The 23,699-nt window shown below is 43.2% G+C and carries 20 protein-coding genes, 1 other RNA gene and 1 pseudogene; 12 read left to right on the top strand and 10 right to left on the bottom strand.

The window, feature by feature from the left end:
• Nucleotides 1-261 precede the first annotated feature (261 nt).
• Nucleotides 262-1,605 (top strand): NADP-specific glutamate dehydrogenase, encoded by a 1,344-nt coding sequence (gene gdhA / locus P253_RS06810; RefSeq protein ID WP_016659259.1) that lies wholly within the window; start codon nucleotides 262-264, stop codon nucleotides 1,603-1,605.
• Between the two features lie 78 nt (nucleotides 1,606-1,683).
• On the opposite strand, the gene P253_RS06805 is transcribed toward gdhA, so the two are convergent.
• The 3 genes from P253_RS06805 to rlmH form a co-directional block, all read right to left on the bottom strand.
• Nucleotides 1,684-2,445: an META and DUF4377 domain-containing protein gene (locus P253_RS06805; RefSeq protein WP_016659258.1), complete on the bottom strand. Its 762-nt coding sequence runs from the start codon at nucleotides 2,443-2,445 to the stop codon at nucleotides 1,684-1,686.
• 156 nt (nucleotides 2,446-2,601) lie between these two features.
• A complete protein-coding gene (locus tag P253_RS06800; RefSeq protein WP_016659257.1) occupies nucleotides 2,602-3,378 on the bottom strand; it encodes a dioxygenase family protein in 777 nt (258 codons plus the stop codon).
• 112 nt (nucleotides 3,379-3,490) lie between these two features.
• Entirely contained in the window at nucleotides 3,491-3,973 is a 483-nt protein-coding gene (gene rlmH / locus P253_RS06795) for a 23S rRNA (pseudouridine(1915)-N(3))-methyltransferase RlmH (RefSeq protein ID WP_005179274.1), read from the bottom strand.
• Between the two features lie 152 nt (nucleotides 3,974-4,125).
• Here rlmH and P253_RS06790 point away from each other — a divergent pair, with 152 nt between their 5' ends.
• A complete protein-coding gene (locus P253_RS06790) occupies nucleotides 4,126-5,088 on the top strand; it encodes a M28 family peptidase (RefSeq protein ID WP_005179272.1) in 963 nt (320 codons plus the stop codon).
• A gap of 236 nt (nucleotides 5,089-5,324) precedes the next feature.
• On the opposite strand, the gene lon is transcribed toward P253_RS06790, so the two are convergent.
• Together lon and P253_RS06780 are read right to left on the bottom strand one after the other, a co-directional pair.
• Nucleotides 5,325-7,751, bottom strand: a complete 2,427-nt coding sequence (gene lon / locus P253_RS06785; protein WP_016659256.1) for an endopeptidase La — start codon at nucleotides 7,749-7,751, stop codon at nucleotides 5,325-5,327.
• Between the two features lie 126 nt (nucleotides 7,752-7,877).
• Nucleotides 7,878-8,498 (bottom strand): 5-formyltetrahydrofolate cyclo-ligase, encoded by a 621-nt coding sequence (locus tag P253_RS06780; RefSeq protein WP_016659255.1) that lies wholly within the window; start codon nucleotides 8,496-8,498, stop codon nucleotides 7,878-7,880.
• A 262-nt stretch (nucleotides 8,499-8,760) separates the two neighbouring features.
• Between P253_RS06780 and P253_RS06775 the strand changes: the two are divergent.
• From P253_RS06775 to P253_RS06745, 7 genes and pseudogenes are all read left to right on the top strand, one after another.
• Nucleotides 8,761-10,011: pseudogene (locus P253_RS06775) on the top strand (YncE family protein).
• Between the two features lie 97 nt (nucleotides 10,012-10,108).
• A complete protein-coding gene (locus P253_RS06770) occupies nucleotides 10,109-10,618 on the top strand; it encodes a hypothetical protein (RefSeq protein ID WP_005179264.1) in 510 nt (169 codons plus the stop codon).
• 513 nt (nucleotides 10,619-11,131) lie between these two features.
• Entirely contained in the window at nucleotides 11,132-12,802 is a 1,671-nt protein-coding gene (gene lldP / locus P253_RS06765) for an L-lactate permease (protein WP_171066711.1), read from the top strand.
• Nucleotides 12,803-12,826: 24 nt separating this feature from the next.
• Nucleotides 12,827-13,576, top strand: coding sequence for a transcriptional regulator LldR (gene lldR / locus P253_RS06760; protein ID WP_016659250.1), 750 nt, complete (start codon nucleotides 12,827-12,829; stop codon nucleotides 13,574-13,576).
• A complete protein-coding gene (gene lldD / locus P253_RS06755) occupies nucleotides 13,573-14,727 on the top strand; it encodes an FMN-dependent L-lactate dehydrogenase LldD (protein ID WP_016659249.1) in 1,155 nt (384 codons plus the stop codon). The genes lldR and lldD overlap by 4 nt, the downstream gene beginning before the upstream one ends.
• 91 nt (nucleotides 14,728-14,818) lie before the next feature.
• Nucleotides 14,819-16,534 (top strand): D-lactate dehydrogenase, encoded by a 1,716-nt coding sequence (gene dld, locus P253_RS06750; protein ID WP_016659248.1) that lies wholly within the window; start codon nucleotides 14,819-14,821, stop codon nucleotides 16,532-16,534.
• 48 nt (nucleotides 16,535-16,582) lie between these two features.
• Entirely contained in the window at nucleotides 16,583-17,482 is a 900-nt protein-coding gene (locus P253_RS06745) for a LysR family transcriptional regulator (protein WP_016659247.1), read from the top strand.
• Nucleotides 17,483-17,631: 149 nt separating this feature from the next.
• On the opposite strand, the gene P253_RS16115 is transcribed toward P253_RS06745, so the two are convergent.
• A complete protein-coding gene (locus P253_RS16115) occupies nucleotides 17,632-17,964 on the bottom strand; it encodes a ricin-type beta-trefoil lectin domain protein (protein WP_369345452.1) in 333 nt (110 codons plus the stop codon).
• Nucleotides 17,965-18,362: 398 nt separating this feature from the next.
• Between P253_RS16115 and P253_RS06735 the strand changes: the two genes are divergently transcribed.
• The gene (locus tag P253_RS06735; RefSeq protein WP_016659246.1) at nucleotides 18,363-19,970 is read left to right on the top strand and encodes a sensor domain-containing diguanylate cyclase; all 1,608 of its coding nucleotides are present in this window, start codon (nucleotides 18,363-18,365) and stop codon (nucleotides 19,968-19,970) included.
• Nucleotides 19,971-20,179: 209 nt separating this feature from the next.
• On the opposite strand, the gene ssrS is transcribed toward P253_RS06735, so the two are convergent.
• The 3 genes from ssrS to P253_RS06725 all read right to left on the bottom strand — a co-directional run bounded on the left by ssrS (nucleotide 20,180) and on the right by P253_RS06725 (nucleotide 21,302).
• Nucleotides 20,180-20,363, bottom strand: a non-coding RNA gene (gene ssrS, locus P253_RS15460) — 6S RNA.
• Between the two features lie 97 nt (nucleotides 20,364-20,460).
• A complete protein-coding gene (locus P253_RS06730) occupies nucleotides 20,461-20,748 on the bottom strand; it encodes a cell division protein ZapA (RefSeq protein ID WP_016659245.1) in 288 nt (95 codons plus the stop codon).
• 2 nt (nucleotides 20,749-20,750) lie between these two features.
• Nucleotides 20,751-21,302 carry a hypothetical protein gene (locus P253_RS06725; RefSeq protein WP_016659244.1) on the bottom strand — a complete coding sequence of 184 codons (552 nt, stop codon included), beginning with the start codon at nucleotides 21,300-21,302 and terminating at the stop codon, nucleotides 20,751-20,753.
• A 64-nt stretch (nucleotides 21,303-21,366) separates the two neighbouring features.
• Between P253_RS06725 and P253_RS06720 the strand changes: the two genes are divergently transcribed.
• Both P253_RS06720 and pepP read left to right on the top strand, forming a co-directional pair.
• On the top strand, nucleotides 21,367-21,996 hold the full coding sequence (locus P253_RS06720) for a UPF0149 family protein (protein WP_016659243.1): 630 nt from the start codon (nucleotides 21,367-21,369) through the stop codon (nucleotides 21,994-21,996).
• Between the two features lie 47 nt (nucleotides 21,997-22,043).
• On the top strand, nucleotides 22,044-23,372 hold the full coding sequence (gene pepP, locus P253_RS06715) for a Xaa-Pro aminopeptidase (protein ID WP_016659242.1): 1,329 nt from the start codon (nucleotides 22,044-22,046) through the stop codon (nucleotides 23,370-23,372).
• Between the two features lie 88 nt (nucleotides 23,373-23,460).
• On the opposite strand, the gene P253_RS15455 is transcribed toward pepP, so the two are convergent.
• Complete coding sequence (locus P253_RS15455) at nucleotides 23,461-23,682, bottom strand: hypothetical protein (RefSeq protein ID WP_016659241.1); 222 nt, start codon at nucleotides 23,680-23,682, stop codon at nucleotides 23,461-23,463.
• Between the last annotated feature and the right edge of the window lie 17 nt (nucleotides 23,683-23,699).

Below are 23,699 nucleotides of genomic sequence, written 5' to 3'. Positions count from 1 at the left end.
AAGCTTGTGTACAAAGTTGGACCATAATCTGCTTTATTTTTGGGCAAAATGGTCAATTTTAAATACATATTTGCTTACAAAAAATGGAATAATTTTTCAATTTTGATCAATCTAATTTATTGAAAATATGGATTAAATAAAGTTTTTTGAAAAAAACTATTGTAGATTGTTAACAAAAGATATTTAATATTTTGCGCCAAAATAAATCATTGATTGAAATTTTGCCCAATTTTGATCCAACATTCTGCTGAGGATTAAGCGTTGAAATATAACAGCCTTAACGATTTCCTAGATTACGTTAAAACACGTGATGCCTATCAACCAGAGTTTCTACAAGCAGTAGAAGAGGTGATGACCAGCCTGTGGCCATTCATTGAAAAGAATCCTCAATACGCTGCACATGGTCTGTTAGAGCGTTTAGTCGAGCCAGAACGTGCGATCCAGTTCCGCGTTTCCTGGGTAGATGATCAGGGTCAAACTCATGTGAACCGTGCGTTCCGTGTTCAATACAACTCGGCAATTGGTCCATACAAAGGTGGTATGCGTTTTCACCCGTCAGTGAACTTGTCTATCCTGAAATTCTTAGGTTTTGAACAGACTTTCAAAAATGCCTTAACTACTTTGCCAATGGGCGGCGGTAAAGGCGGTTCAGACTTTGACCCTAAAGGTAAATCTGAAGGCGAAATCATGCGTTTCTGCCAGGCGTTAATGATCGAGCTTTATCGTCATTTAGGTTCAGACACAGATATCCCGGCGGGTGATATTGGTGTAGGTGGCCGTGAAGTTGGCTATATGGCCGGTATGATGAAAAAGCTGAGCAATGACACTTCATGTGTGTTCACGGGCAAAGGCTTAACATTTGGTGGTTCTTTGGCACGTCCAGAAGCAACAGGTTACGGTACAGTTTATTTCGCTGAGGAAATGCTGAAAACTCGTGGCGACAGCTTCAAAGACAAAGTCGTAGCAATCTCTGGTTCAGGTAACGTCGCGCAATACGCTGCTGAAAAAGCCATGTTCCTGGGCGCGAAAGTGGTTTCACTGTCTGACTCTAACGGTACTGTGTATGTAAAAGATGGTTTCACAGACGAATTGCTGAAAGAAGTGATGGATCTGAAAAACATCAAACGTGGCCGTATCTCTGAATTTGCGTCTAAACACGGTTTTGAATACTTGGAAGGCAAACGTCCTTGGGGTATCAAGTGTGACATCGCGCTGCCATGTGCAACTCAAAACGAGTTAAACGGTGAAGATGCTGAGGTATTACTGGCTAACGGTGCAATCTGTGTGGCTGAAGGTGCCAACATGCCGTCTACTTTAGACGCAGTTGAGAAATTCGTTGAGGCGAAAATTCTGTATGCACCAGGTAAAGCATCAAATGCTGGTGGTGTAGCGACTTCTGGTCTGGAAATGTCTCAAAACGCATTACGTTTGGGCTGGACGTTTGAAGAAGTAGATGAGCGTTTACACGCAATCATGAAAGAAATTCACCGCAACTGCGTGAAATACGGTACTCAGGAAGATGGTACTGTTAACTACGTAGACGGCGCGAACATTGCAGGCTTCGTAAAAGTTGCTGATGCAATGCTGGCTCAAGGCGTATACTAAGTTTTAACTGCGTATAAGCTGAAAAAACCGAGGCACTGACCTCGGTTTTTTTATGGGTTATTTTTTAAAGATCTGCTGTTAATTGATCCGGCCAGTTTCAACCGTCATATCGTGTACATAGGCATATTTGGATTGATCAGCCGCCGGGTTTTTCAGTTCATAACGCTTGACCCGAATAATCTGGCGTTCATTCGGATTGTGCTGAAAGCCTTCAATTTGGTCATAGAATAAAGTCCAGTCCTGATCAACTTGGGTTTTCAGACCCTGTTCATTGTATTTGACTTCGCGTACCTGCAAGCAGGTTTGTGGAGCAACGCCGGTACAGGCTTTGGTTTCCGGGGAAATTTCCAGGAAGATGGTTTCACCGGCCGACTGGTATTTGGTTTCCGGTGTCATTTTGCCCTGAAAAGTATGTTGCTGGCCATCTGCAGCGGTCAAGATTAAGCTCGGTTGTTGCGTATTTTTCATGTCCAGCTGCACGCTGACAGGTTTTTGGAACAGGGCAGCAGCAAAACGTTCCTGCTGCATGGCGCTGGCTTCACAGGCCATTTCGGTACTGATTAACATACCCACCTGTAACTGGTTGTTGTTAATCTGCCAGTTACCACCCATCTGGTTACAGCTGGTGCCAATACTTAAACGGCCATTGTCATTAAAATTCAGGGTCAGGGGTTTGGCTGCACCGGTATCTAAAGACCATTGGTAAGCGCTGACAATCTTATCGGTATTTTGTTGTTGTAATACAGACACTGCAAGATCTCCCGCACGTTGCAGATCACTACTCTGGCAAGCGGCCAAGCTTAAAGGGAAAAGTAAAATGGCTAAATATTTGAGTTTCATTTTATAAATAAAGCACTTATCGGAAATTCATCAGAATATAACCGATTTGCTATTTAAAAAAAATGGATACATTTGCCCTTTTCCGGTTGCAAAATGTATCCATAAATAATTTTTTGTTAATAAATAAGAAAAAATTATGTTTGGTCGCGCTAGATTTTAGTCAAAGCGGTAAATATCCATACCCAGTGCGCCCATGGTAAAGCTGCTATGCACAATACTAAAACGATGCCCGGTGCCCATGCTAAAAAACAGGGGGGCCAGATGTTCGATGGTTGGATGGTTGCGATGCACATACGGAATGGTCGGCCAGTCCAGTACCGCATCATAGTCCTGATGTGCCAGTTTGCTGACCACATAATTACGGAAGGTCGAAGCCCATTCCGGCACCGCGCTGTGCTGGTTGTCCCAAGATAGCTCTCTTAAATTGTGGGTAATACTACCTGAACCAATCAGCAGAATTTGGCGTTCACGTAACACCGCCAAGGTCTGGCCAATCTTGTACAGATCTGCAGCTTGCAGATGCATCGGCAACGACACTTCAATTACCGGAATGTCGGCTTCAGGATACATATGCAGCAATGGCATCCATACCCCATGATCGCGCGGGCGGGTGCTGTTGGCATGCGCATTAAAACCGGCATTGGCCAGTAGCTGTAATATTTCTTCGGCCAGTTCCGGTTGTCCTGGCGCCGGATAGCGAATCTGGTACAGCTCTTCCGGGAAGCCGCGGAAATCATGCCAAGTTTCTGGACGAATACCGGTGTTGACTTCAAGACTGCGACTTTCCCAATGCGCCGACATCACCACAATCGCCTGCGGTTTCGGCAGATTGGTGCTTAAACGTGCAAGTGCCGGCCCGACCTGTTCAGGATTGAGCGCGAGCATAGGCGAACCATGCGATATAAATAAGCCGGGAAGGGTCTGTAAATTCATAATGAAAGCCTATGTCACGATTCTGGTCCTATCATGTCAAAGCGACATGCTTTATTAAACCGGGTCGGGTTCAACAGAATGTTCTAAATACGAAACAATGGGTAGGGTTTTCTTAACCCGCCCGATGATAAGGATGATTATGGTTAATGCTCATGGCCCGGTACAGCTGTTCAATCAGCATCACTCGCACCAGTGGATGTGGCAGGGTCAGTTTAGATAAAGACCAGTGCCATGCTGCAGCTTTACGCACTGCTTCCGAATGACCATCCGGGCCGCCAATGGCCAGGGCAATATCATTGCCTTCCAGCATCCAGCCTTTCATGGTTTCAGCCAGTTTTTCGGTGCTGAATTCACGCCCACCCACTTCCAGTGCAATCAGGGTTTCATTGGCTTTCAGAGCATTTAAGATGCTATCACCTTCAATCTGCCGGTATTTTAAAATATCGGCTTCTGAATCATTTTTGCCACGTTTGGCCATCGGCAATTCAATAATCTGGGTTTGTACAAAAGGCTGTATACGTTTGAAATAATCTTCAAAACCAGTCAGTACCCAAGCCGGCATTTTTTGACCAATGGTCAGAATACGGATTTTCATAATAAAACAGGCAAGAAAATGAAAAGTAATTATAACCTTGAAAGCCGCTTGTGCAGGAGAAAAGACACAATTTGAAATTGTAATCTGTATGCTGCTGTTGCTTTAATGAGCCACAGGACAATAAAACCTGCTTTTGTATGGAACAATAATAAATGTGGTTATTTCAACAGATTAAAAACGGTTTAGGGATATTGGGTTGTACTTTGCTGCTGGGCTGGATGCAGCCGCTATCCGCCGCCATTTCATTATATGAACCGGCTGATCCGCAAAATTTGAAAGTCTATTTGCAGCAGATTATCGGGCCGCCGGGTGTGTACCGCAATCATAAAAATATTGAAGAATTGAACCGGGTTTCGGCCTGGATTAAAGAGCAGATGCGTTTATTCGGCATTCCATGCCAGTACCAGACTTATCCGGTCAATGGAAAAAGTTATCGCAATGTGGTCTGTCATTTAAAGGTGGGCCGTTCAGATCGGGTGATTTTAGGTGCACATTATGATGTGCATGGCAACCAGAAGGGCGCCGATGACAATGCTTCCGGTGTGGCCGGATTAATTGAAATAGCGCGTATCTTAAGCCAGGAAAAAACCAAGCTGCCGCATAATGTCGAGTTTGTTTTTTATACCCTGCAAGAAGCACCGTATTATCAGACCGAGTTTATGGGCAGTCAGGTACATGCCAAATCTATTCTGGCCGAAAAAGAGCATATTCAGGCAGTCTATGTGCTGGAAATGATTGGCTACTATGATTCGCGTTTAATCCAGCAGTATCCGATGGGGTTAAAATGGATTTATCCAAGTCATGGCAATTATATTGCCGCGATCAGTAATTTTCAGTCCAATGCGCTGGGTGAGCAATACTGTCAGCAGATGCGCCTGTTAGATAAATTGCAGTGTGAACGGCTGGTGATGCCGGCGTTTGTCAGTGCAGCCGGGTTTTCGGATCATCGCAGTTATTGGCAGCATGATATTCCAGCACTGCTGATTACCGATACTTCGCATTATCGTAATCCGAATTATCATACCGAAAAGGATACGCTGGATACTTTAAATGTCACCAAAATGGGCCAGGTGATTGATGGGCTGATTCATCAACTGCTCGGGGCGACGCCATAAGCGGCCATAAAAAACGCAGCCCTGAAATAGAGTAGGACTGCGGTCAAACAGGCCATTCATCTGGAGTTTGAATGGCCATTCGATGAGCAGGAATAAAAAAAGAAACTTACAGCAATATGCTCTGTATTATTATAGATGGAGATGAACGGAAATTTTTCAAGTGGAACATTTCATCACCCGAAAACAACAAAAGAGAGCTGAAGCTCTCTTTTGTGGAGAAGATATGAAGGCACCACTTAGTGACGTGCAGCCTTACCTTCTTCTACCGGTTTTACAATCGGCGCTTTCACCAGCGGTTTTGGCATTGAGGTTAATGCCAGCGGTAAAATCTCATCAATGGATTTCACTGCTTTAATTTCCAGACCGTCTTTGACGTTATCCGGAATTTCCGCCAGGTCACGGACGTTTTCCTGTGGAATAAACACCAGTTTAATACCACCACGGTGTGCGGCTAACAGTTTCTCTTTCAAGCCACCAATGCGCATAGCACGACCACGCAAGCTGGTTTCACCGGTCATGGCAATATCCGGACGGATTGGAATACCGGTAAATGCCGACACCAGCGCGGTAGTCAGCGCCAGACCTGCCGATGGACCATCTTTTGGTGTTGCACCTTCAGGTAAATGCACGTGTACATCAGTTTCAGCAAAGACTGAAGATTCAATGCCCAAAGAGTCGGCACGGGTACGCACCACAGTCATGGCTGCTTTAATCGACTCCTGCATGACATCACCGAGTGAACCGGTGGTAATGAAAGTGCCTTTGCCTTTCATGGTCGCCACTTCAATGGTCAGTAATTCACCGCCCACAGAGGTCCAGGCCAAACCATTTACGCGACCCACTTCTGCTTCTTCTTCCGCCATGCCGAAGTCGAATTTGTGTGGACCCAAGTAGTCTGGCAAGTTGCCCGCGTTGACCTCAACCTGCAGGTTTTTGGCTTTTTTGCTGACCGCTTCTTTGACCACTTTACGTGCAATTTTAGAGACTTCACGTTCCAGGCTACGCACACCGGCTTCACGGGTATAACGACGTACAATGTCACGAATCGCTTCTTCATGTACGGTCAGTTCTTTGCCACGTAAACCGTTATTCTTGATGGCTTTTGGCACCAGGTAACGATCGGCGATATTCACTTTTTCTTCTTCGGTATAACCCGGAAGACGAATCACTTCCATACGATCCAGAAGTGCTTCAGGAATATTCATGCTGTTGGCGGTACAGATAAACATCACTTCAGACAGGTCCAGGTCCAGATCTAAATAGTGATCATTGAACTTGTTGTTTTGTGATGGATCGAGTACTTCCAGCATCGCCGAGGCAGGATCGCCACGGTAGTCTTGCGCCATCTTGTCAATTTCGTCGAGCAGGAACAGCGGGTTCTTGACGCCAACTTTGGTTAAAGACTGCACAATTTTACCCGGCATTGCACCAATATAGGTACGACGGTGACCACGGATTTCCGCTTCATCACGGACCCCGCCTAGCGCCATGCGCACAAATTCACGGCCAGTGGCTTTGGCAATTGATTCACCCAAAGAGGTTTTACCAACACCCGGAGGACCCACCAGACACAGAATCGGGCCACGCAGTTTTTTCACGCGTGATTGAACTGCCAGATATTCCACAATGCGTTCTTTGACTTCGTCCAGACCATAGTGATCGGCATCCAGAATTTCCTGCGCTTTATTCAGGTTGATGCTGACTTTGCTGGCCTTGTTCCACGGCGTATCCAGAATTACTTCAAGATAGTTACGGACCACCGCCGCTTCACTCGACGCCGGTTGCATGGCTTTTAACTTGCGCAGTTCAGATTCGGCTTTTTTACGCACGTGTTCTGGTAAATCAGCTTCGGCCAAACGTTTTTCAATTTCCGCAACGTCATCTTCCGCACCGCCATTCATATCGGAAAGTTCGCGCTGAATGACTTTCATTTTTTCATTCAGGAAGTATTCGCGCTGGTTTTTTTCCATCTGGCGTTTGACAGAATCATGCAGGGTTTGCTCAATCTGCTGTTCTTCAGACTGTTGCAGCAAATAGGTCATGAGTTCCTGTAAATGTGCTTCAAACTCGTCGTGTTCCAGGAATTTCTGTTTCACTTCGATATTCAGTGGAACGCGGGTCGCCACAAAAAACAGCAATTGCAGCAGGTCATCAATTTTGTTGACCGCAGCAATCAGTTCACGCGCATTCCGTAATTTTGCTTCGGCATATTGTGCAAACAGGGCACGCAATTCGAGCACACGTGTGGCCTGAACCTCACTGTCTACCGCAACCGTCATTGGGCTTAACTGATGTTCTGCTTTTAGATGGTCCTCTTCTTCGATAATTTCGACCAGCTTCGAGCGATGCAGACCTTCAATCAGGACTTTGATGCAGTTCTCATCATTTTCGTGATTCACAACTTGCACAATCTTCGCGACAGTACCGTATTGATATAAATTGTCGTGATCAATTTCTTCTGTAAGCGAATCTTTTTGCGCAACTACAAATACTAGATTGTCACTGTTACGAGCCACATCAACTGCATTGATCGATTTTTCACGACCTACAAATAGCGCAATTTGCATGTGCGGATAAACCACCACGTCACGTAGCGCTAAAAGCGGTAATACACTTGGAACCTGAGGCTCTAAGGTTTGTTCATTCATAATAATTTCAGACATGGGCACTCCTAATGAGTGACAACGGTGTTGCCATGTTTTTTATAGTGATGGGTAATTTAAAAATTACAAGGGCCGAAGCCTATAAATTGTTGGAAATTTAGCTAAGTTGATGATTTTAATTCATTGTTAATGATTATAAATCGCAAACTTGCGCTGAAAAGAATACTGGAAATGTGGACTGATCAGGGCATCTAACGGCTGATCCCAGGCCTCACGCGCCAAAGGGACATCCACAATCTGGAAATCATGACACAGCCCGACCCGCAGCGGTGTGGTCGGGGCGCTGGCCAGCGTTTTATCATAATAGCCGCCGCCCATCCCAATCCGGGTTCCGTGCCGGTCACAGGCCAGTAAAGGCATCAAGAGCAGATCAAGTTCGGAGACATGCTGGCCACGACTGGCCATCGGTTCCTGCATACCCAAACGATGGTAGGCAAAGCGTTTATTACGATATTGACCTTGCTGGATACGCACCCAGACCAGCCGGTCATTCATATTACAGATCATTGGTAAATACACCTGTTTACCTTGGGCAAAACAGAGTTCAATGATTTTAGTGGTATGAATTTCACCAAAGGCATGTAAATACACGCCAATTTTCTGAGCCTGCCGATACGCCGGCCATGCACGTAACCGCTGCAATACCTGCTGCTCAGCCTGACGTTGCTGAAAGCGGTTTAACTGGCGGCGTTGTTTGCGCAGCTGTTTACGGAGCTGGATCAGGTCATGGGTCACAGAGCAGGGCATAAAAACAAGTGGTGCCCGCAGTTTAATCCTTTCTGCACAACTTGCAAAGGGCACACGGCTGCTACGGATTTGCACTAATAAGATGTATTGCAAAAACCGGAGCTTATTGATGCTCAATTTGCAAGATCAGATGGACTTCCGTCGGATTTTACAGCAAGCGGATAGATTTCTAGGGCCTGTTGTCTTTATGCTGATGCAGTGTTGAGACGTGAGTATGACAAGAACAAATTAAAAATGAACACATGGTTAGGAAAACAATAACATGGGCTATAAAAATACCCTGCGTAAATATCTGCTGCCGGCCGTTTGTGCTGTCACGGCACTCAGCGCTAGCGTTGCTCAGGCAGCATCTACAGAAATGCCTGCACCGGCCAATTCCAAACAGGTTTTCTTTGTTGGCAATAACTGAGATGGAACGGTCACGGTGATTCGTCCTTCCGGTGATTTTGGCAAAGTGGGCGTGGTCAATATGATTCCTGACCGCAAAGAACGCTTATTAGAAATTCATTTAAATCCAGTGAAATTAATTGCCTACACTTACATTCAACAAACTGCAGGTAAGGGCAATGACCAGTTGGTGGATGATATGTATTCCACCCCAGATGGACAATCCATTGTAGCTTCACGTCCAAGTTTTGCCGATGTGGTATCCATCAACATTAAAACGGGCAAAATTAATTGGCGTACGCCAGTCGAAGGTTTCCGTGCAGACCACATGGCGGTTTCACCAGATGGGCAGCGTGTGGCCGTATCTGCATCTTCAGGTAATGTGGTGCATGTCTTGGACATTCATACCGGGAAAGAGCTGGGCCGTTTTGCAACGGGCGATAAGCCACATGAAAATATCTATTTTGCTAATGGCAGTAAAATTCTGAACTCGGCAATTGGCAATGTGGAAACTTCCATGGATGCTCAATGGCAGGATTTCACCAAGGGCAAACGCTATATCACCATCGCCGATGCCAATACCTATAAGGTGCTGAAAAAAATTGATTTTCGTCCGGCTTTAGATGCTTTTGGACGTAAAGACCTGTCGAACTCGGTACGTCCGATGGTGTTCAGTAAAGATGAAAGCAAGCTCTATGCGCAGGTATCTTTCTTTAATGGTCTGGTGGAATATGATTTAAATCAGGACAAAATTACTCGCATCGCCCAACTGCCGGGTAGTAGCACTATTCCTAAAGACCGGACCAAATGGGTTAATGACTCGCGCCATCATGGTTTATCCATTAGTGCCGATGGCGAAAAGCTCTGTGTGGCAGGCACCATGGATGACTATGCCACTATTGTGGACCGACGTACTTTGCAGGCCACCAAGCTCATTCCGGCCGGTAAACCGTATTGGGCTACGCGCAGTCCGGATGGCAAAAGCTGTGTAATTTCAGAAAGTGAAACCGATGTGGTCACGGTGATTGACTTCGCTACAGGAGAAAAAGTCCGCAGTGTGCCAGTAGGGAATCACCCACAGCGAGTACGTTTGGGTTATGCACCAAGCGATTGGTCGACGCCGTAATTTTTAAGCCGATCATAACAGGCAAAACATACTAAAGCGCTCAAGACGATATTTGAAATGAGCGCATTTTAGAATGGTTTACCTATGGAGCATGCACATGAAAGGGACTCGATGGCTCGGTATTGGCTTTTTTGTTTTGGCTGTCGCGGTGTTGTTTACCGTGGTGTATATGTTTCAACCGCCGAATAAGACTGTTTCGGAAACAGTATGGGTGAAACCGAACGCAGCTTCCACAGAGATAGAAACAACGCAAAGTCTATTTTCAGATGAATCTGAAAATGTAATTGAAACAAACGCTATGCTAGAGCGTGCTGCTGTATCTGCAGTTGAAATGCAGCAATTAATCCAGCAACGTGATCAGTTGTATTTAGGCTTTGAGCAAATTAGTACAGGGTTAAGCCAAGGGCAAAAACCTGATTTAAACCGTGTACAAAGTATGTTGCTACAGCAGGAACAATTGGTACAAGCAGGCGTATTAAGAGCAGAAGATGCAATGAACTATAGCCAGTTCTTAAAGCAAATTTTACCTGAAATTGCAGGGCAAATTGATTTGCATATTTCGCGTTTAAAACGTCTAAACGTGGGGGGTGACAGGCTAAGCCCATAGATAAGCTTATGATCTGCTGTTATAAATACACGATAATGCCATTGTTGCAGTCAACAATGGCATTATTTTTTTGTCTAAAATATTCTTTAACCAACATGTTTTCTAAACCGAATAGCGGCCACTTGAGCTGAATTTATCTACGATTCATTTTATCAAGCGTTCAATTCATCTTAGAAGAAAGCACACTGATTCCATTGTATTGGACTAAAGTTGTATAAAGCTGTGCGAAATAAATTTGGTTTTTCCCTCCTTTTAAAAACTACAGAAAAAACAAAGTTTAAATTTTTCTTCACCGCATTTTTTATGCTGCAAACATAGATCATCTTAATTTAAATTGGTATGACCATTTAAATAAATAATCAGACCAATATTGACATTTATTTGTATAAAACTATTATTTGTTGCAAATATTGAGGGTATTTTGATTTTTATTTCAATATTGGTCAGACCAAAATTAGAATTTTACCTCTATGCTTAGACCTATGTTTACGTTTGAGTGAGCATTTCAAGGAGATGACAATGCTTCAACATTGGCAACAGATCTATGATCCAATGGCAAATATTTGGATTTCGAGTCTTATTGCATCAATCCCGATTATTTTTTTCTTTTTGGCACTAGCTGTATTTCGCTTAAAGGGAAGTGTTGCGGGAACAATTACGGTGATTTTGGCGTTATTAGTGTCTTTATTTGCCTATGGCATGCCTGCACCAATGGCTTTTGCTTCATTGATCTATGGATTTTTCTACGGTTTGTGGCCAATCGCATGGATTATTATTGGCGCATTATTCTTATATAAAATCTCTGTAAAAACAGGGCAATTTAACATTATTCGCTCATCTATTCTTTCGATTACAGAAGATCAGCGTCTCCAGATGCTATTAGTCGGCTTTGCGTTTGGGACATTTTTAGAAGGTGCAGCGGGCTTTGGGGCGCCAGTGGCAATTACTGCAGCTTTATTGGTGGGTTTGGGCTTTAAGCCTTTATACGCTGCGGGTTTATGTCTGATTGTGAACACCGCACCTGTTGCGTTTGGCGCAATGGGGATTCCAATTATTGTGGCGGGTCAGGTTTCGGGTGTAGAAACCATGGAAATTAGCCAGATGGTTGGACGTCAGTTGCCATTTATGGTGCCTATTGTGCTGTTCTGGATTATGGCAATTATGGATGGCTGGCGCGGTGTGAAAGAAACTTGGCCTGCAGTGTTGGTGGGTGGTGGTGCTTTTGCGATTGCACAATACTTGACCTCTAACTTTGTTGGGCCTGAGTTACCAGACATTACAGCTGCAATTGCCTCTTTGATTAGTTTAACGGTCTTATTTAAATTCTGGCAGCCAAAACACATTTTCCGTTTTAGCGATGCAGACACAAAAGTAGATGCCAACTTGGTTGCAGAACAACAGCAAAAATACAGCATAGGGCAGATTGTTAAAGCATGGTCACCCTTTGCAGTGTTAACGGTGATGGTCACCATTTGGAGCATCAAACCGTTCAAAGATTTATTTGCTAAAGATGGTGCAATGCATGATTGGGTCATTTCCATCAAGGTGCCATTTTTACATCAACTGGTACAAAAAATGCCGCCTGTGGTGGCAGACGTCAAAGACTACGATGCCATCTTTAAGTTTGACTGGCTGAGTGCCACGGGTACTGCAATTATGATTGCGGCTTTCATCACCATCATTTATTTAAAAATGAAACCACGTGAAGCTGTCAAAACCTTTGCAGAAACCATCAATGAATTAAAAACACCGATTTATTCCATTGGTATGGTGCTGGCCTTTGCTTTTATCGCCAATTATTCAGGTATGTCTGCGACCTTGGCATTGGCTTTGGCTCATACAGGTAATGCATTTACTTTCTTCTCGCCATTTTTAGGCTGGATTGGAGTATTCCTGACTGGTTCAGACACATCAGCCAATGCGTTATTCGCAGCCTTACAAGCCACAACTGCACAGCAAATTGGTGTGCCAGAAGTGTTACTTGTTGCTGCCAATACCAGTGGTGGTGTTACAGGCAAAATGATTTCGCCGCAATCGATTGCAATTGCCTGTGCGGCAGTCGGTTTAGTCGGTAAAGAATCGGATTTATTCCGCTTTACCGTGAAACACAGTATCACGTTCACCGTAATGATCGGTATTATTATCACTCTACAAGCTTATGTGTTCCCATGGATGATTCCATAACCACATGCACAAGAGGATAGCCGCATGAAAGTTTCCGACAAAGTTGTTCAAGACCTGCGCACACTGGTTGAAAAAAATCAGATGCAAGTCGGAGACCGATTGCCTGCCGAAAGAAAGTTGTGTGAACAACTCGGGGTTTCCCGTTCCTCTTTGCGTGAGGCTATTCAGCAATTGACCAGTCAGGGCATGCTGGTCAGCAAAGTTGGAGCGGGTACTTTTTTGCAACAGCTGCCAACCAATTGGTCGCAATATCAAATTGTGCAGCCTTTAAGTAACCTGATTGATGAAGATCCTGCTTATCGTTTTGATGTGCAGGAAGCACGAATGGTGCTTGAAGGTGGTACGGCATGGTATGCCGCACAGCGGGCAACCGCTGAGGATTTGAAAAAAATCCGTGCTTGTTATGAGCAAATCGCCCATTTTCAAATTTTGGGTGATGATGATCAGGCGGCAATTGCCGATGCCAAGTTTCATTTGGCAATTGCCGAGGCATCGCACAATTTGGTGCTTATTCAAATGATGCGCGGCTTATTTGATTTGTTGCAATACAACGTGGTTTTGGGTCGACGTAAAGTTTATACCGAAGCCCACCGTTTCGATCAGTTGCATGATCAGCATTTTCAAGTGATGGATGCAATTGAACGTCAGAATCCAGAAGCTGCCCGTGCGGCAGTGTGTGGACATATTGAATTTGTAGTTCAACAAGTACGCATGATCGACGAGGAAGATGCGCGTCGTCAGCGTGCGAGTCGATTAAACAGGATAGCGCCATGATTATTTCTTCTGCGAATGATTACCGCGAAGCAGCTAAACGCCGTTTACCGCCATTTTTATTTCACTATATTGATGGAGGTGCGTACGCGGAACAAACGCTGAAAAGAAATGTTGAAGACCTTTCACAAATTGCCTTGCGCCAACGTGTTTTGAATGACATGTCGGCTTTGAGTTTAGAAACCACCTTATTTAATGAAACCTTGTCAATGCCTGTGGCGTTGGCACCTGTGGGTTTAACAGGCATGTATGCACGCCGTGGTGAAGTACAGGCTGCAGTTGCGGCTGACAAAAAAGGCATTCCGTTTACCTTATCTACCGTGTCGGTGTGCCCTATTGAAGAAGTGGTGCCTGCCATTTCACGCCCAATGTGGTTTCAGCTCTATGTATTACGTGACCGTGGTTTTATGCGCAATGCTTTGGAGCGTGCCAAAGCAGCAGGCTGTTCAACCTTGGTCTTCACAGTAGATATGCCTGTGCCTGGCGCACGTTATCGTGATGCACATTCGGGCATGAGTGGGCCAAATGCTGCTATGCGCCGCTATATGCAGGCAGTGATGCATCCAAACTGGGCATGGGACGTTGGCTTACTTGGTCGTCCGCATGACTTGGGCAATATCTCTAAATACTTGGGCAAACCAACAGGACTTGAAGATTATATTGGTTGGTTAGGCAATAATTTTGACCCATCTATTTCATGGAAAGACTTGGAGTGGATTCGTGAATTCTGGGATGGCCCAATGGTCATTAAAGGCATTTTAGACCCAGAAGATGCTAAGGATGCTGTTCGTTTTGGGGCTGACGGAATTGTGGTGTCCAACCACGGTGGCCGTCAGTTAGATGGTGTGCTCTCAACTGCACGTGCTTTACCGCCAATTGCTGATGCAGTGAAAGGGGATCTAAAAATTTTAGTGGATTCAGGTATTCGTAATGGCCTAGATGTGGTGCGCATGTTGGCGATGGGAGCGGATACTTGTATGCTCGGACGAGCCTTTATTTATGCACTAGGCGCTGCAGGCGGGGCGGGTGTGAGTAATTTACTCGAATTGATTGATAAAGAAATGCGCGTCGCAATGACCTTAACAGGGGCTAAAAATATTCAAGCGATTAACTCAGATTGCTTGGTACAACTTGAGCGTGAACTGAAAGGCTAAATTGCCAGCAAGAGCGATCAAGCCATCAACCGATGTGTTTGGCTGAATCGCTCAATTGTATTTTTCACCTTGTTTTCAGGATTTGTACACTATGCCACAGACAATTTCTTCAATAACACAATTTGATGCTGCCGCAACCCTTAAAAATCTAGTTGATATTGTGGGGAAAGCGCATGTATTGACCCATGAATCGGATACTCGTTTATATCGTCAAGGGCGGCGTTTTGGCCAAGGACAAGTTTTTGCGGTGGTCACGCCAGGTACTTTATTGCAGCAGTGGCAAGTGTTACAAGTGGCTGTGGCCGCAGATTGCATTATTATTATGCAAGCCGCCAATACAGGACTCACGGGTGGCTCTACCCCTTTTGGTGATGACTATGATCGTCCTGTGATTTTGATTAACACCCAACGTTTAAAAGGTATTCAGCTCATCAACGATGCCAAGCAAGTGATTTGCTTGCCTGGTGCAACACTAGATGCTTTGGAACAAAATTTGGCGCCGCATCAGCGTGAGCCACACTCAGTCATTGGTTCGTCTTGTATTGGTGCTTCGGTGTTGGGCGGGGTATGTAATAATTCAGGTGGTGCATTGGTCAGACGTGGCCCAGCCTATACTGAGTTGGCTTTATATGCCCAGGTCAATGAACTGGGCGAGTTGCAACTTATCAATCATTTGGGGGTGAATTTAGGAAGCTCGCCAGAAGAAATTTTAACCAAACTTGAGCAACAACAATATCGCCCTGAAGATATTGAATATTCAGAACATTGCTGTGCTTCAGATCAGCGTTACGTGCATGATGTTGCGCAAGTCGACGCCGATACGCCTGCACGTTTTAATGCCGACCCGAGCCGTTTATTCGAAGCTTCGGGTTCGGCGGGTAAAATCTGTGTGTTTGCAGTGCGTTTGGATACGTTTGAGAAAATTCCAAGTCAGGTGTTTTATATCGGCAGTAATCATCAGGATGATTTAACCGCGATTCGCCGTTTTTTATTACGTGATTTGCCGCGTGTACCGATTGCAGGTGAGTATATTCATCGAGATGCCTATGACATTGGTGCAGAATACGGCAAAGACAGCTTCTTGTTTATCGAGAAGTTTGGCACCAGTAAAGTACCTGCAGCTTTCGCCATGAAAGACAAAGTTGATGGTTTTCTAACCCGTTGGAGCATGCGTGGATTGTCGGATAAAGTTTTGCAAATGTTCATGAAACTACTGCCAAACCATTTACCAGAACGCATGAACCAATTTCGTGATTTGTATGAACATCATTTAATTTTGCGCATTGAGCAGCAAGATGTTGCGGCAGTACAGCAGTTTTTATTGGATTATTTTATCACGCGCAATTCTGGCAGTTTTTTTCTATGTAATGAAGATGAAGGCCGTAAGGCTTTTCTGCATCGCTTTGCAGTGGCAGGTGCTGCAATCCGTTATCGTGATACACATCGAAATGAAGTGGAAGACATTGTTGCTTTAGATATTGCGTTAAGACGTAATGATCAGCAATGGGTTGAAACTTTGCCCGAAGAGTTGGAGCAGGCGATTATACATAAGTTGTATTATGGTCATTTTTTATGTCATGTCTTTCATCAGGACTATATTATTAAAAAAGGTCTAGACCCATTGGCAATGGAACATCAAATGTGGTCATTGCTAGATGCACGTGGGGCAGAGTATCCTGCAGAACATAATGTTGGGCATTTATATGTGGCGAAGCCTGCTCTGAAGCAGCACTATAAAAAATTGGATCCGACCAATTGTTTTAATGTAGGCATTGGACATAGCTCTAAATTAAAAGCATGGCGCTAAATAAGGATGAAAACTGAGCAGTGAAACTGATGCTAAGGAAAGATGGATATGTTTAAGTTAGACAGCAGACTGCTACAGATTTTTTATTATGTGTATAAATTAAAAAATGTGTCTGCTGCCGCGGATGCGTTGGGCATGAGTCAGCCTGCGGTCAGTAACTGTTTAAATAAGATTCGTCAGCATTTTAATGACCCATTATTTTTAAGGGTGGGCAATGAAATGTTGCCAACTGAGTTGGCGAAACAGATTTTTTCACCGATTAGTGAAATTCTTAATAAAATTGAAACGGTCAATAACTTTAAAGTCGATTTTGATCCGACCCATTCCGATCAGTTATTTACCTTGGCAATGACCGATGTTTCGCATTTGGTTTTATTGCCAAAGCTGACAAAGTTTTTAAAAAAATATGCGCCTTCGGTACGGATTAAAATTCGTCCTATTAGCCGTGAAACCAGTTATCAAATGGCAAATGGTGAAATTGATTTTGCGATTGGATTTTTACCTGAATTAGAACAGGGTTTTTATCAGCAGCAATTATTTTTACAATATTATGTGGTGATTAGTCGTAAAGATCATCCACGTATTAGTGAAAAAAGTTTAGATGTTGCAGCTTATATTCGTGAATCGCATGTTGATGTGGATACCAGTATAGGTCACTACCATATTGAAAATGAACTAAGCAATCGCGGTTTAAGACGTAATATTTTAATGAGTATTCCAAGTTATTTGGGCGTTGGTTTAATTGTGCAAGAAACCGATATGATTGCGACAGTACCTTATTATTTAAGTGAAGTATTGTTGGCACGTGGGAATTTACAAGTAGTAAGTGCGCCGTTGAATTTTCCAACTTATCCTGTACGACAGTATTGGCATACGTCTTGTCATCACCAAACCAGTCATCAGTGGTTAAGAAAAGTGATTTTTGATTTGTTTAGCCAGCATCCTTAATTAATTGTGTTTAAATTTTTTATAAGTTGTTTTTAAATCATCATTCGCTAATTCCCCCATTTTTAAATGAAAAGACTAGGTTAATCGGATGAGTGATTTTTATTTATGATGCAATAAAATTGAATTTCTGACCACGATTTAGATTGCAGCTATACATTTTCATTTTTCGATATAAATGTCTCAACATTCGCCTGTATCAGCATTACGAATACACTGACTATCGAGATACCATTTTGGTTACTTTGTCCATTAAAGTTATAAGCAATAACTTCAGCACCATCATGTTTCTGTTTTTCTGCTACATCTAGACATTTGTCTTGCACGCTAATGTTTTGATCAGGATGGAAAATAAAATCCGGATGAGTAGCATCATGACAATGCGAAATCTGAAAGCTAAGTTGATTTCTATGACTAAAATCGACGCAGCGAGCATTGCTGATGCTAATGTGTCCACAAAAAAAAAGACTGTTAAAAATGAGCAACCGCTTAAATTAAAATATTGCTTAAATATAAGAAAAAACCTATTTATTAAGTGGTTATATAAATTTTAAGCATGAAAAGATATTTATTTTTTGTAATTTTATGAGTAATTGACCCTAAAAAATTTATCGAATAGACACGGTTTTTAGCAAAAAAATAAGTACGAAAAAACTCAAGTTGTCATTATTTGTTATTAGTCAGTGCATTCTGAGGAAGTGTGTGATAGAAATTGTATTTAGAGGATATATTTCTGATTTAGGTGGTGGTCAGCAACAAACGAACTATCTAATTTATGCAATTGAACATCAAAAATAGACAACCAAAACTCAACTGTATCGCTTTCAAATCATGTGATTGAGTTATAAAATTATGTGTTAAAGTTGGCGCTTGTCGCAGTTTTTTGAATTTTTTGGGGTTGGAACTGTTGAAGCGTTTTTTACTAAGACTCGGATTGGATCTGCGTAAACTTATTTTAATTTCGACAATTTTAAGTGTATCCGGCTTATTTGTCGTAAGTGTATTTATTTTGAATTATGTAATTAAAGAACAATTAATTCAAAATTCACTTTCGATCAATGAAAAATATGCAGAAAAAATTGCGACCAGTGCCAATCAACACTTTGCAGATATGCTGCAAGAGTTGGATTATAGTGCACGTTTATTAGAAACAAATTTTTATAATACACAACTTAGAAAAGAAGAAGTACTACGCTTAAAAAATCAATCTAATAATTTTAATAGTATTTTATTGGTGGGACAGAATAAACATATTTTAGCTTATGCACCTAATACATTAAAGCTAAATTTTAATCAGGCTTATAGTTCTGTTGGTATTATTGAATCTATTGAGAAAAAGAAAACTTATATTTCATCTCCCTATTGGTCAGTAACTAATAATTTAGTTGTCATGATGTCACAACCTATTCATGATGCAAAACATCAATATTTAGGCATGATCAGTGGTACGATTTATTTACAACGGAAAAATTTATTAAATACAATGCTTAATACGCAATATGACTATAAAAAAAGTTATATGTATGTGATTGATCAACATAACCGTATTATTTTCCATCCAGATAAAAATCGCATCGGTGAAAAAATTATCAACAATACGGGTTTAGACTTTATTAATCAGCATAAAAATGGCTCAATCCGTTTAAAAAATAGTTTAGGTATAGATAATTTGGCAGGTTTTGCACATATTCCAAGTGTAAATTGGATAGTGGTTTCTCAACAACCGACAGAGGATTTACTTGCACAAGCGAATACGCTGATTTTAAAAGTATCGATTGGAATCTTCATTTTCTACTTTTTTATTTTCTTATTGGTTTGGTATATCTCAAGCTTTATTTCTTCACCTTTGAACCACTTGGCACGTATGGCAAGTATGCTCAATCAGGCTGAAATTGAAGATAAAATTAAAGAAGTTGATCCGTGGTATTTCGAGGTTTTAAAGTTCAGAACCTCATTATTAATGAGTTCGGAAAGCTTTAGTCATCGGATTGCGGAGTTAAAACATCGTGTCAATACGGACCCATTGACAGGTATATATAACCGTCGTGGTATGCAATTATTTTTAAATGAACTGCTAGAGACTCGTACGGAATTTGCAGTATTAGCCATTGATATTGATTTTTTTAAGAAAATTAATGATCAGTATGGGCATGATCAGGGTGACGTGGTCCTTAAAACGCTCGCGCAAATAATGCGAACTAATTTTAGGGAGCAGGATATTTGCTGTCGTAGTGGCGGTGAAGAATTTTTGGTTTTAATGACGACTGCAGATGCAAGTGTGGCATATAAAGCTGCAGAGCGGCTTAGAAAAACCATGCAGGAAACTACGATTAATCAGATGGGACAAATCACGATTTCTATTGGCATCGCGTTCTGGCCAAAAGATGCCGTCGATGTGGCTGCAGTACTAAAAATTGCAGATAATAAACTTTATGAAGCAAAACATAGTGGGCGGAATTGCATCCGTTCTACAGTCAAGTCGTCTGCTTAAAAATTTTGCTGAACTGCAATCTTGTGAAGATGTTAATCAAATCGATCTTACTGATTTAATTCGGGATGGCGTTCTTTTAAGATGGGTTGTATCTACAAGAGGGCTTAACGGTTAGTTGGAAGCTTTAAAAGATTAGAGCGAGAGAATCATTACTTATAAAAAAGAGGAAATATAGAAATTCTGAGGACTGAATAGAGGATAAATCAGCTAAACCCTCCGACGGTGCCGCTGCATGTGTCGTTACCCTGAACCCGATGAGTTCAAGGTGGACGCGACGTATACTTGCTGGGCTTCCCACTCAGGGTGGGCATGCACTCTAAATATACAGAACGCAATCCATAAGTTTAAGTATCGGCAGGGGAATAGACCTGCTGGCGAACACCTCAGAGTTAGACTCAGTATAAAGGATTCAGCTTTAGACGCAAACCTATCGGCCTACAGAACTGTAAATTTAAGTGTCATTTGCACAGGCTTTATGCAAGTCAAAGCCTTAGTCGGTCAGTGTTTCGACTTCTTCCAGAATTGTGGCCAGCAAGCGTTCACAATGGGCATATTCCTGCAGGGACTTGTTCATTGACAGCACTTCCTGCATCAGCTCTAAAGCCACCATAATAATCAGCTTGCTTGGTTCCATGCGTGGTGCTTTACGACGGAATTCATCATATTTTTCATTCAGCAATTCTGCTGCACGTTCCAGATCCGCCCGTTTTTCAAGAGTCGTGGCCAGCTTGAAACTGTGTCCTAAAACGCGTAAATCTACAGGAATTTGTTCACTCATGCTTAAGCTTCCTCGCTGACATCAGTTGGATGGGCCAATTGCTGAATTTCCTGGGCATGCTGGTCTTGTGCAGTTCCTAAAATAGCCAGACGCTGAATAATTGCCTCGACTTTGGCTTTGGCATGTTCATTCTTCTGCAATAAACGCTCACGTTCTTGCTGCAAAGATTGCACATTCTGCAAAGTCTGACGCTGTTCATTCTGCAACTTTTCTTTAATGACGCGTAGCTCGTTACGTTCGGCCAGCAATTCCTGAAAGCGGTTTTTAAGATCGGTGCAGCTTTTTTCCAGACGGCTATAACGGTCCGCCAATGCGGTCGCATCCTGATTCAACTGCTGAAATTGGGCCTGACTGGTGCTGAGCTGTTCACTTAAAGACTCAATTTCTTCTTGTTTTTGGGTAATCACCCCATTTCTTTGCACAATTTGTGCATGATGCTGCTCTTCAGCCTGTTGCTTGGCTTCAGCTAAAGATTGAGTTTCACTCTCATAATGCGCAAGTCGTGTTTTTAAAACACCAATATGCGCCTGTAGACGCTGTAATTCTTCTAACATATCGTGGTCGCACAGTCTTGCAAACAAAGGTAATATATACGAAGTATAGAGATTGGATAAGCGAATGCAAGACGATATTTCAGGTTGGTCCGAATGGTACCGCAATTTTTTCACGATTGAAGAAATTTCAAGTCCAAGTGAGTTACATGGTTTACTGACCGGTATAGTTTGTGTGACAAATGCACCAACTGAAACCGAGTGGCAACAGATTCTGGCGACCCTGAATGTGCCCGAACTTAGCCCGGAAGCGCTGGATATTTTAACCGGTGAAACGAAAGATGTAGCGCATGCTTTATCTGAAGATGAACTGGATTATCTGCCCCTGTTACCGGATGATGAACACATATTACAGGAGCGGGTACAGGCGCTGGCCGACTGGTGTGCCGGCGTAGTTCTGGGCTTTGGCCTGGCGTCCGGACATATCCGCAGTGATGAGCTGGAGCTGATTGAACATCTGCAAGATGTGGCAGCAGTCGAGTTTGAAGACTCGGACAATGACGAAGAAGGCGAAGAAAGCTATCAGGAATTATATGAATTTGTCCGCCTGATTCCGGTCAGCCTGTCGGTTGGCCGCAAGAAAATAGCGGTTGATGAAAGTTCTTTGTTACAAAACGTACATGCCAAGTCACGTCAGGTGGCTGCGCCAGAAAGTGGCAGTATTGTTGAAATGTTTACCCCACATCGTCCGAGCTGATTCGGGCGATACCATCCTCCCTTTATTTAGGCTGCGAAGAAAAATTAATGAAGAAACTGACCCAGGTAGAATTTAAAGAACGTCGTGACCGTCTGGCTGAACTGATGGGACCACACAGTATTGCCATTATTGCCACCAGTCCGGTGGCCATGCGTAACCGGGATGCTGACTATAAATATCGAACGGACAGCAGTTTCTTCTACTTGACCGGCTTTGCAGAACCTGAAGCGGTCGCGGTCATTGAAACCTATGAATCTATAGATGAAGGCTATACCTATAGCCTGTTTTGCCGCGAACGTAACCGGGAGATGGAAATCTGGAATGGCTATCGCGCCGGTATTGATGGCGCCATTGAACAGTATGAGGCCGATGAAGCCTATGCCATTGACCTGCTCGATGAAGAAATTCTGGAAAAACTGCTGGATAAAAACCAGCTCTTTTACCGTATTGGACAGAATGCCGAATTTGATGCGCGGGTGGCCAAATGGATTGCAGCTGCCAATGGCGAAAGCCGCCGTGGTACCTCGGCACCAGCGCAGGTGGTGCAGCTCGACCGGCTGGTCGATGAAATGCGTTTGCACAAAGACGCCAACGAGCTGGAACTGATGCAAATTGCCGCAGATATTTCTGCCGAAGCACATACCCGGGCCATGCAAACGGTTAAGCCAGGTATGATGGAATATGCGCTGGAAGCCGAACTGAACTATGTATTTGGCCGAAATGGCTGTGTTCCATCCTATAACAGTATTGTCGGTGGTGGTGAAAACGCCTGCATTCTGCACTATGTAGAAAATGACAAAGAACTGAAAGATGGCGATTTGGTGTTAATTGATGCCGCCTGTGAATATCAGTTCTATGCTTCAGATATTACCCGGACCTTTCCGGTGAATGGCAAATTCAGCCCCGAGCAAAAAGCGCTGTATAACCTTGTACTAGATGCTCAGCTTGCAGCAATTAATGCCGTACAGATTGGCAACTCCTATAAAGAACCGCATTATGTTGCGGTACGTATTCTGGTGCAGGGCCTGCTTGATTTAGGCATTATGCAGGGTGATCTGGACGAGATTATTGCGTCAGAAAGCTATCGTCAGTTCTATATGCATGGTACAGGCCACTGGCTGGGCATGGATGTGCATGATGTCGGAACTTATAAGGTTGATGGCGAATGGCGTGCTTATGAAGCCGGTATGGTGGTTACGGTTGAGCCGGGTCTATACATTGCCCCGGATGATGAAACGGTAGATCCAAAATGGCGTGGCATTGGCATCCGGATTGAAGATGATATTGTCGCGACCAAAAATGGACCACTGAACTTAACTGCGAAAGTAGTGAAAACTGTAGACGAGATTGAAGCGTTGATGGCTGCTACCAAATAAAAGCCGTACAGGTCAAAAGCCGGTCAGAAGATCGGCTTTTTTGATTTTGAATCAGCGTTAATGGGTTAAATAGAGATAGACATCCAGACTAATGAACGAAAATATGCCAAACCCATTTAAAAATATTGCCAACGCTATGAGGAAATACATAGCCTAAAACAAAACAGCAAATGACTGTAAAAATTACAATATGGGCTGAGCTTATTGTAAGGCTGAGATAGAGGGATGAAAAAATTGCTAATCCTAGCCCCAAAAAAATCCCGGCGACAGCGTAGTAAAATGCTGTAATAAAACGTTCAGTATGATCCATTTATTATCCTAACATTC

The organism is Acinetobacter indicus CIP 110367 (assembly GCF_000488255.1).
GTDB classification, from domain to species: Bacteria; Pseudomonadota; Gammaproteobacteria; order Pseudomonadales; family Moraxellaceae; genus Acinetobacter; species Acinetobacter indicus.
The sequence above is the reverse complement of the archived record's forward strand: the minus strand, read 5'-3'. Positions and strand labels throughout refer to the sequence as shown.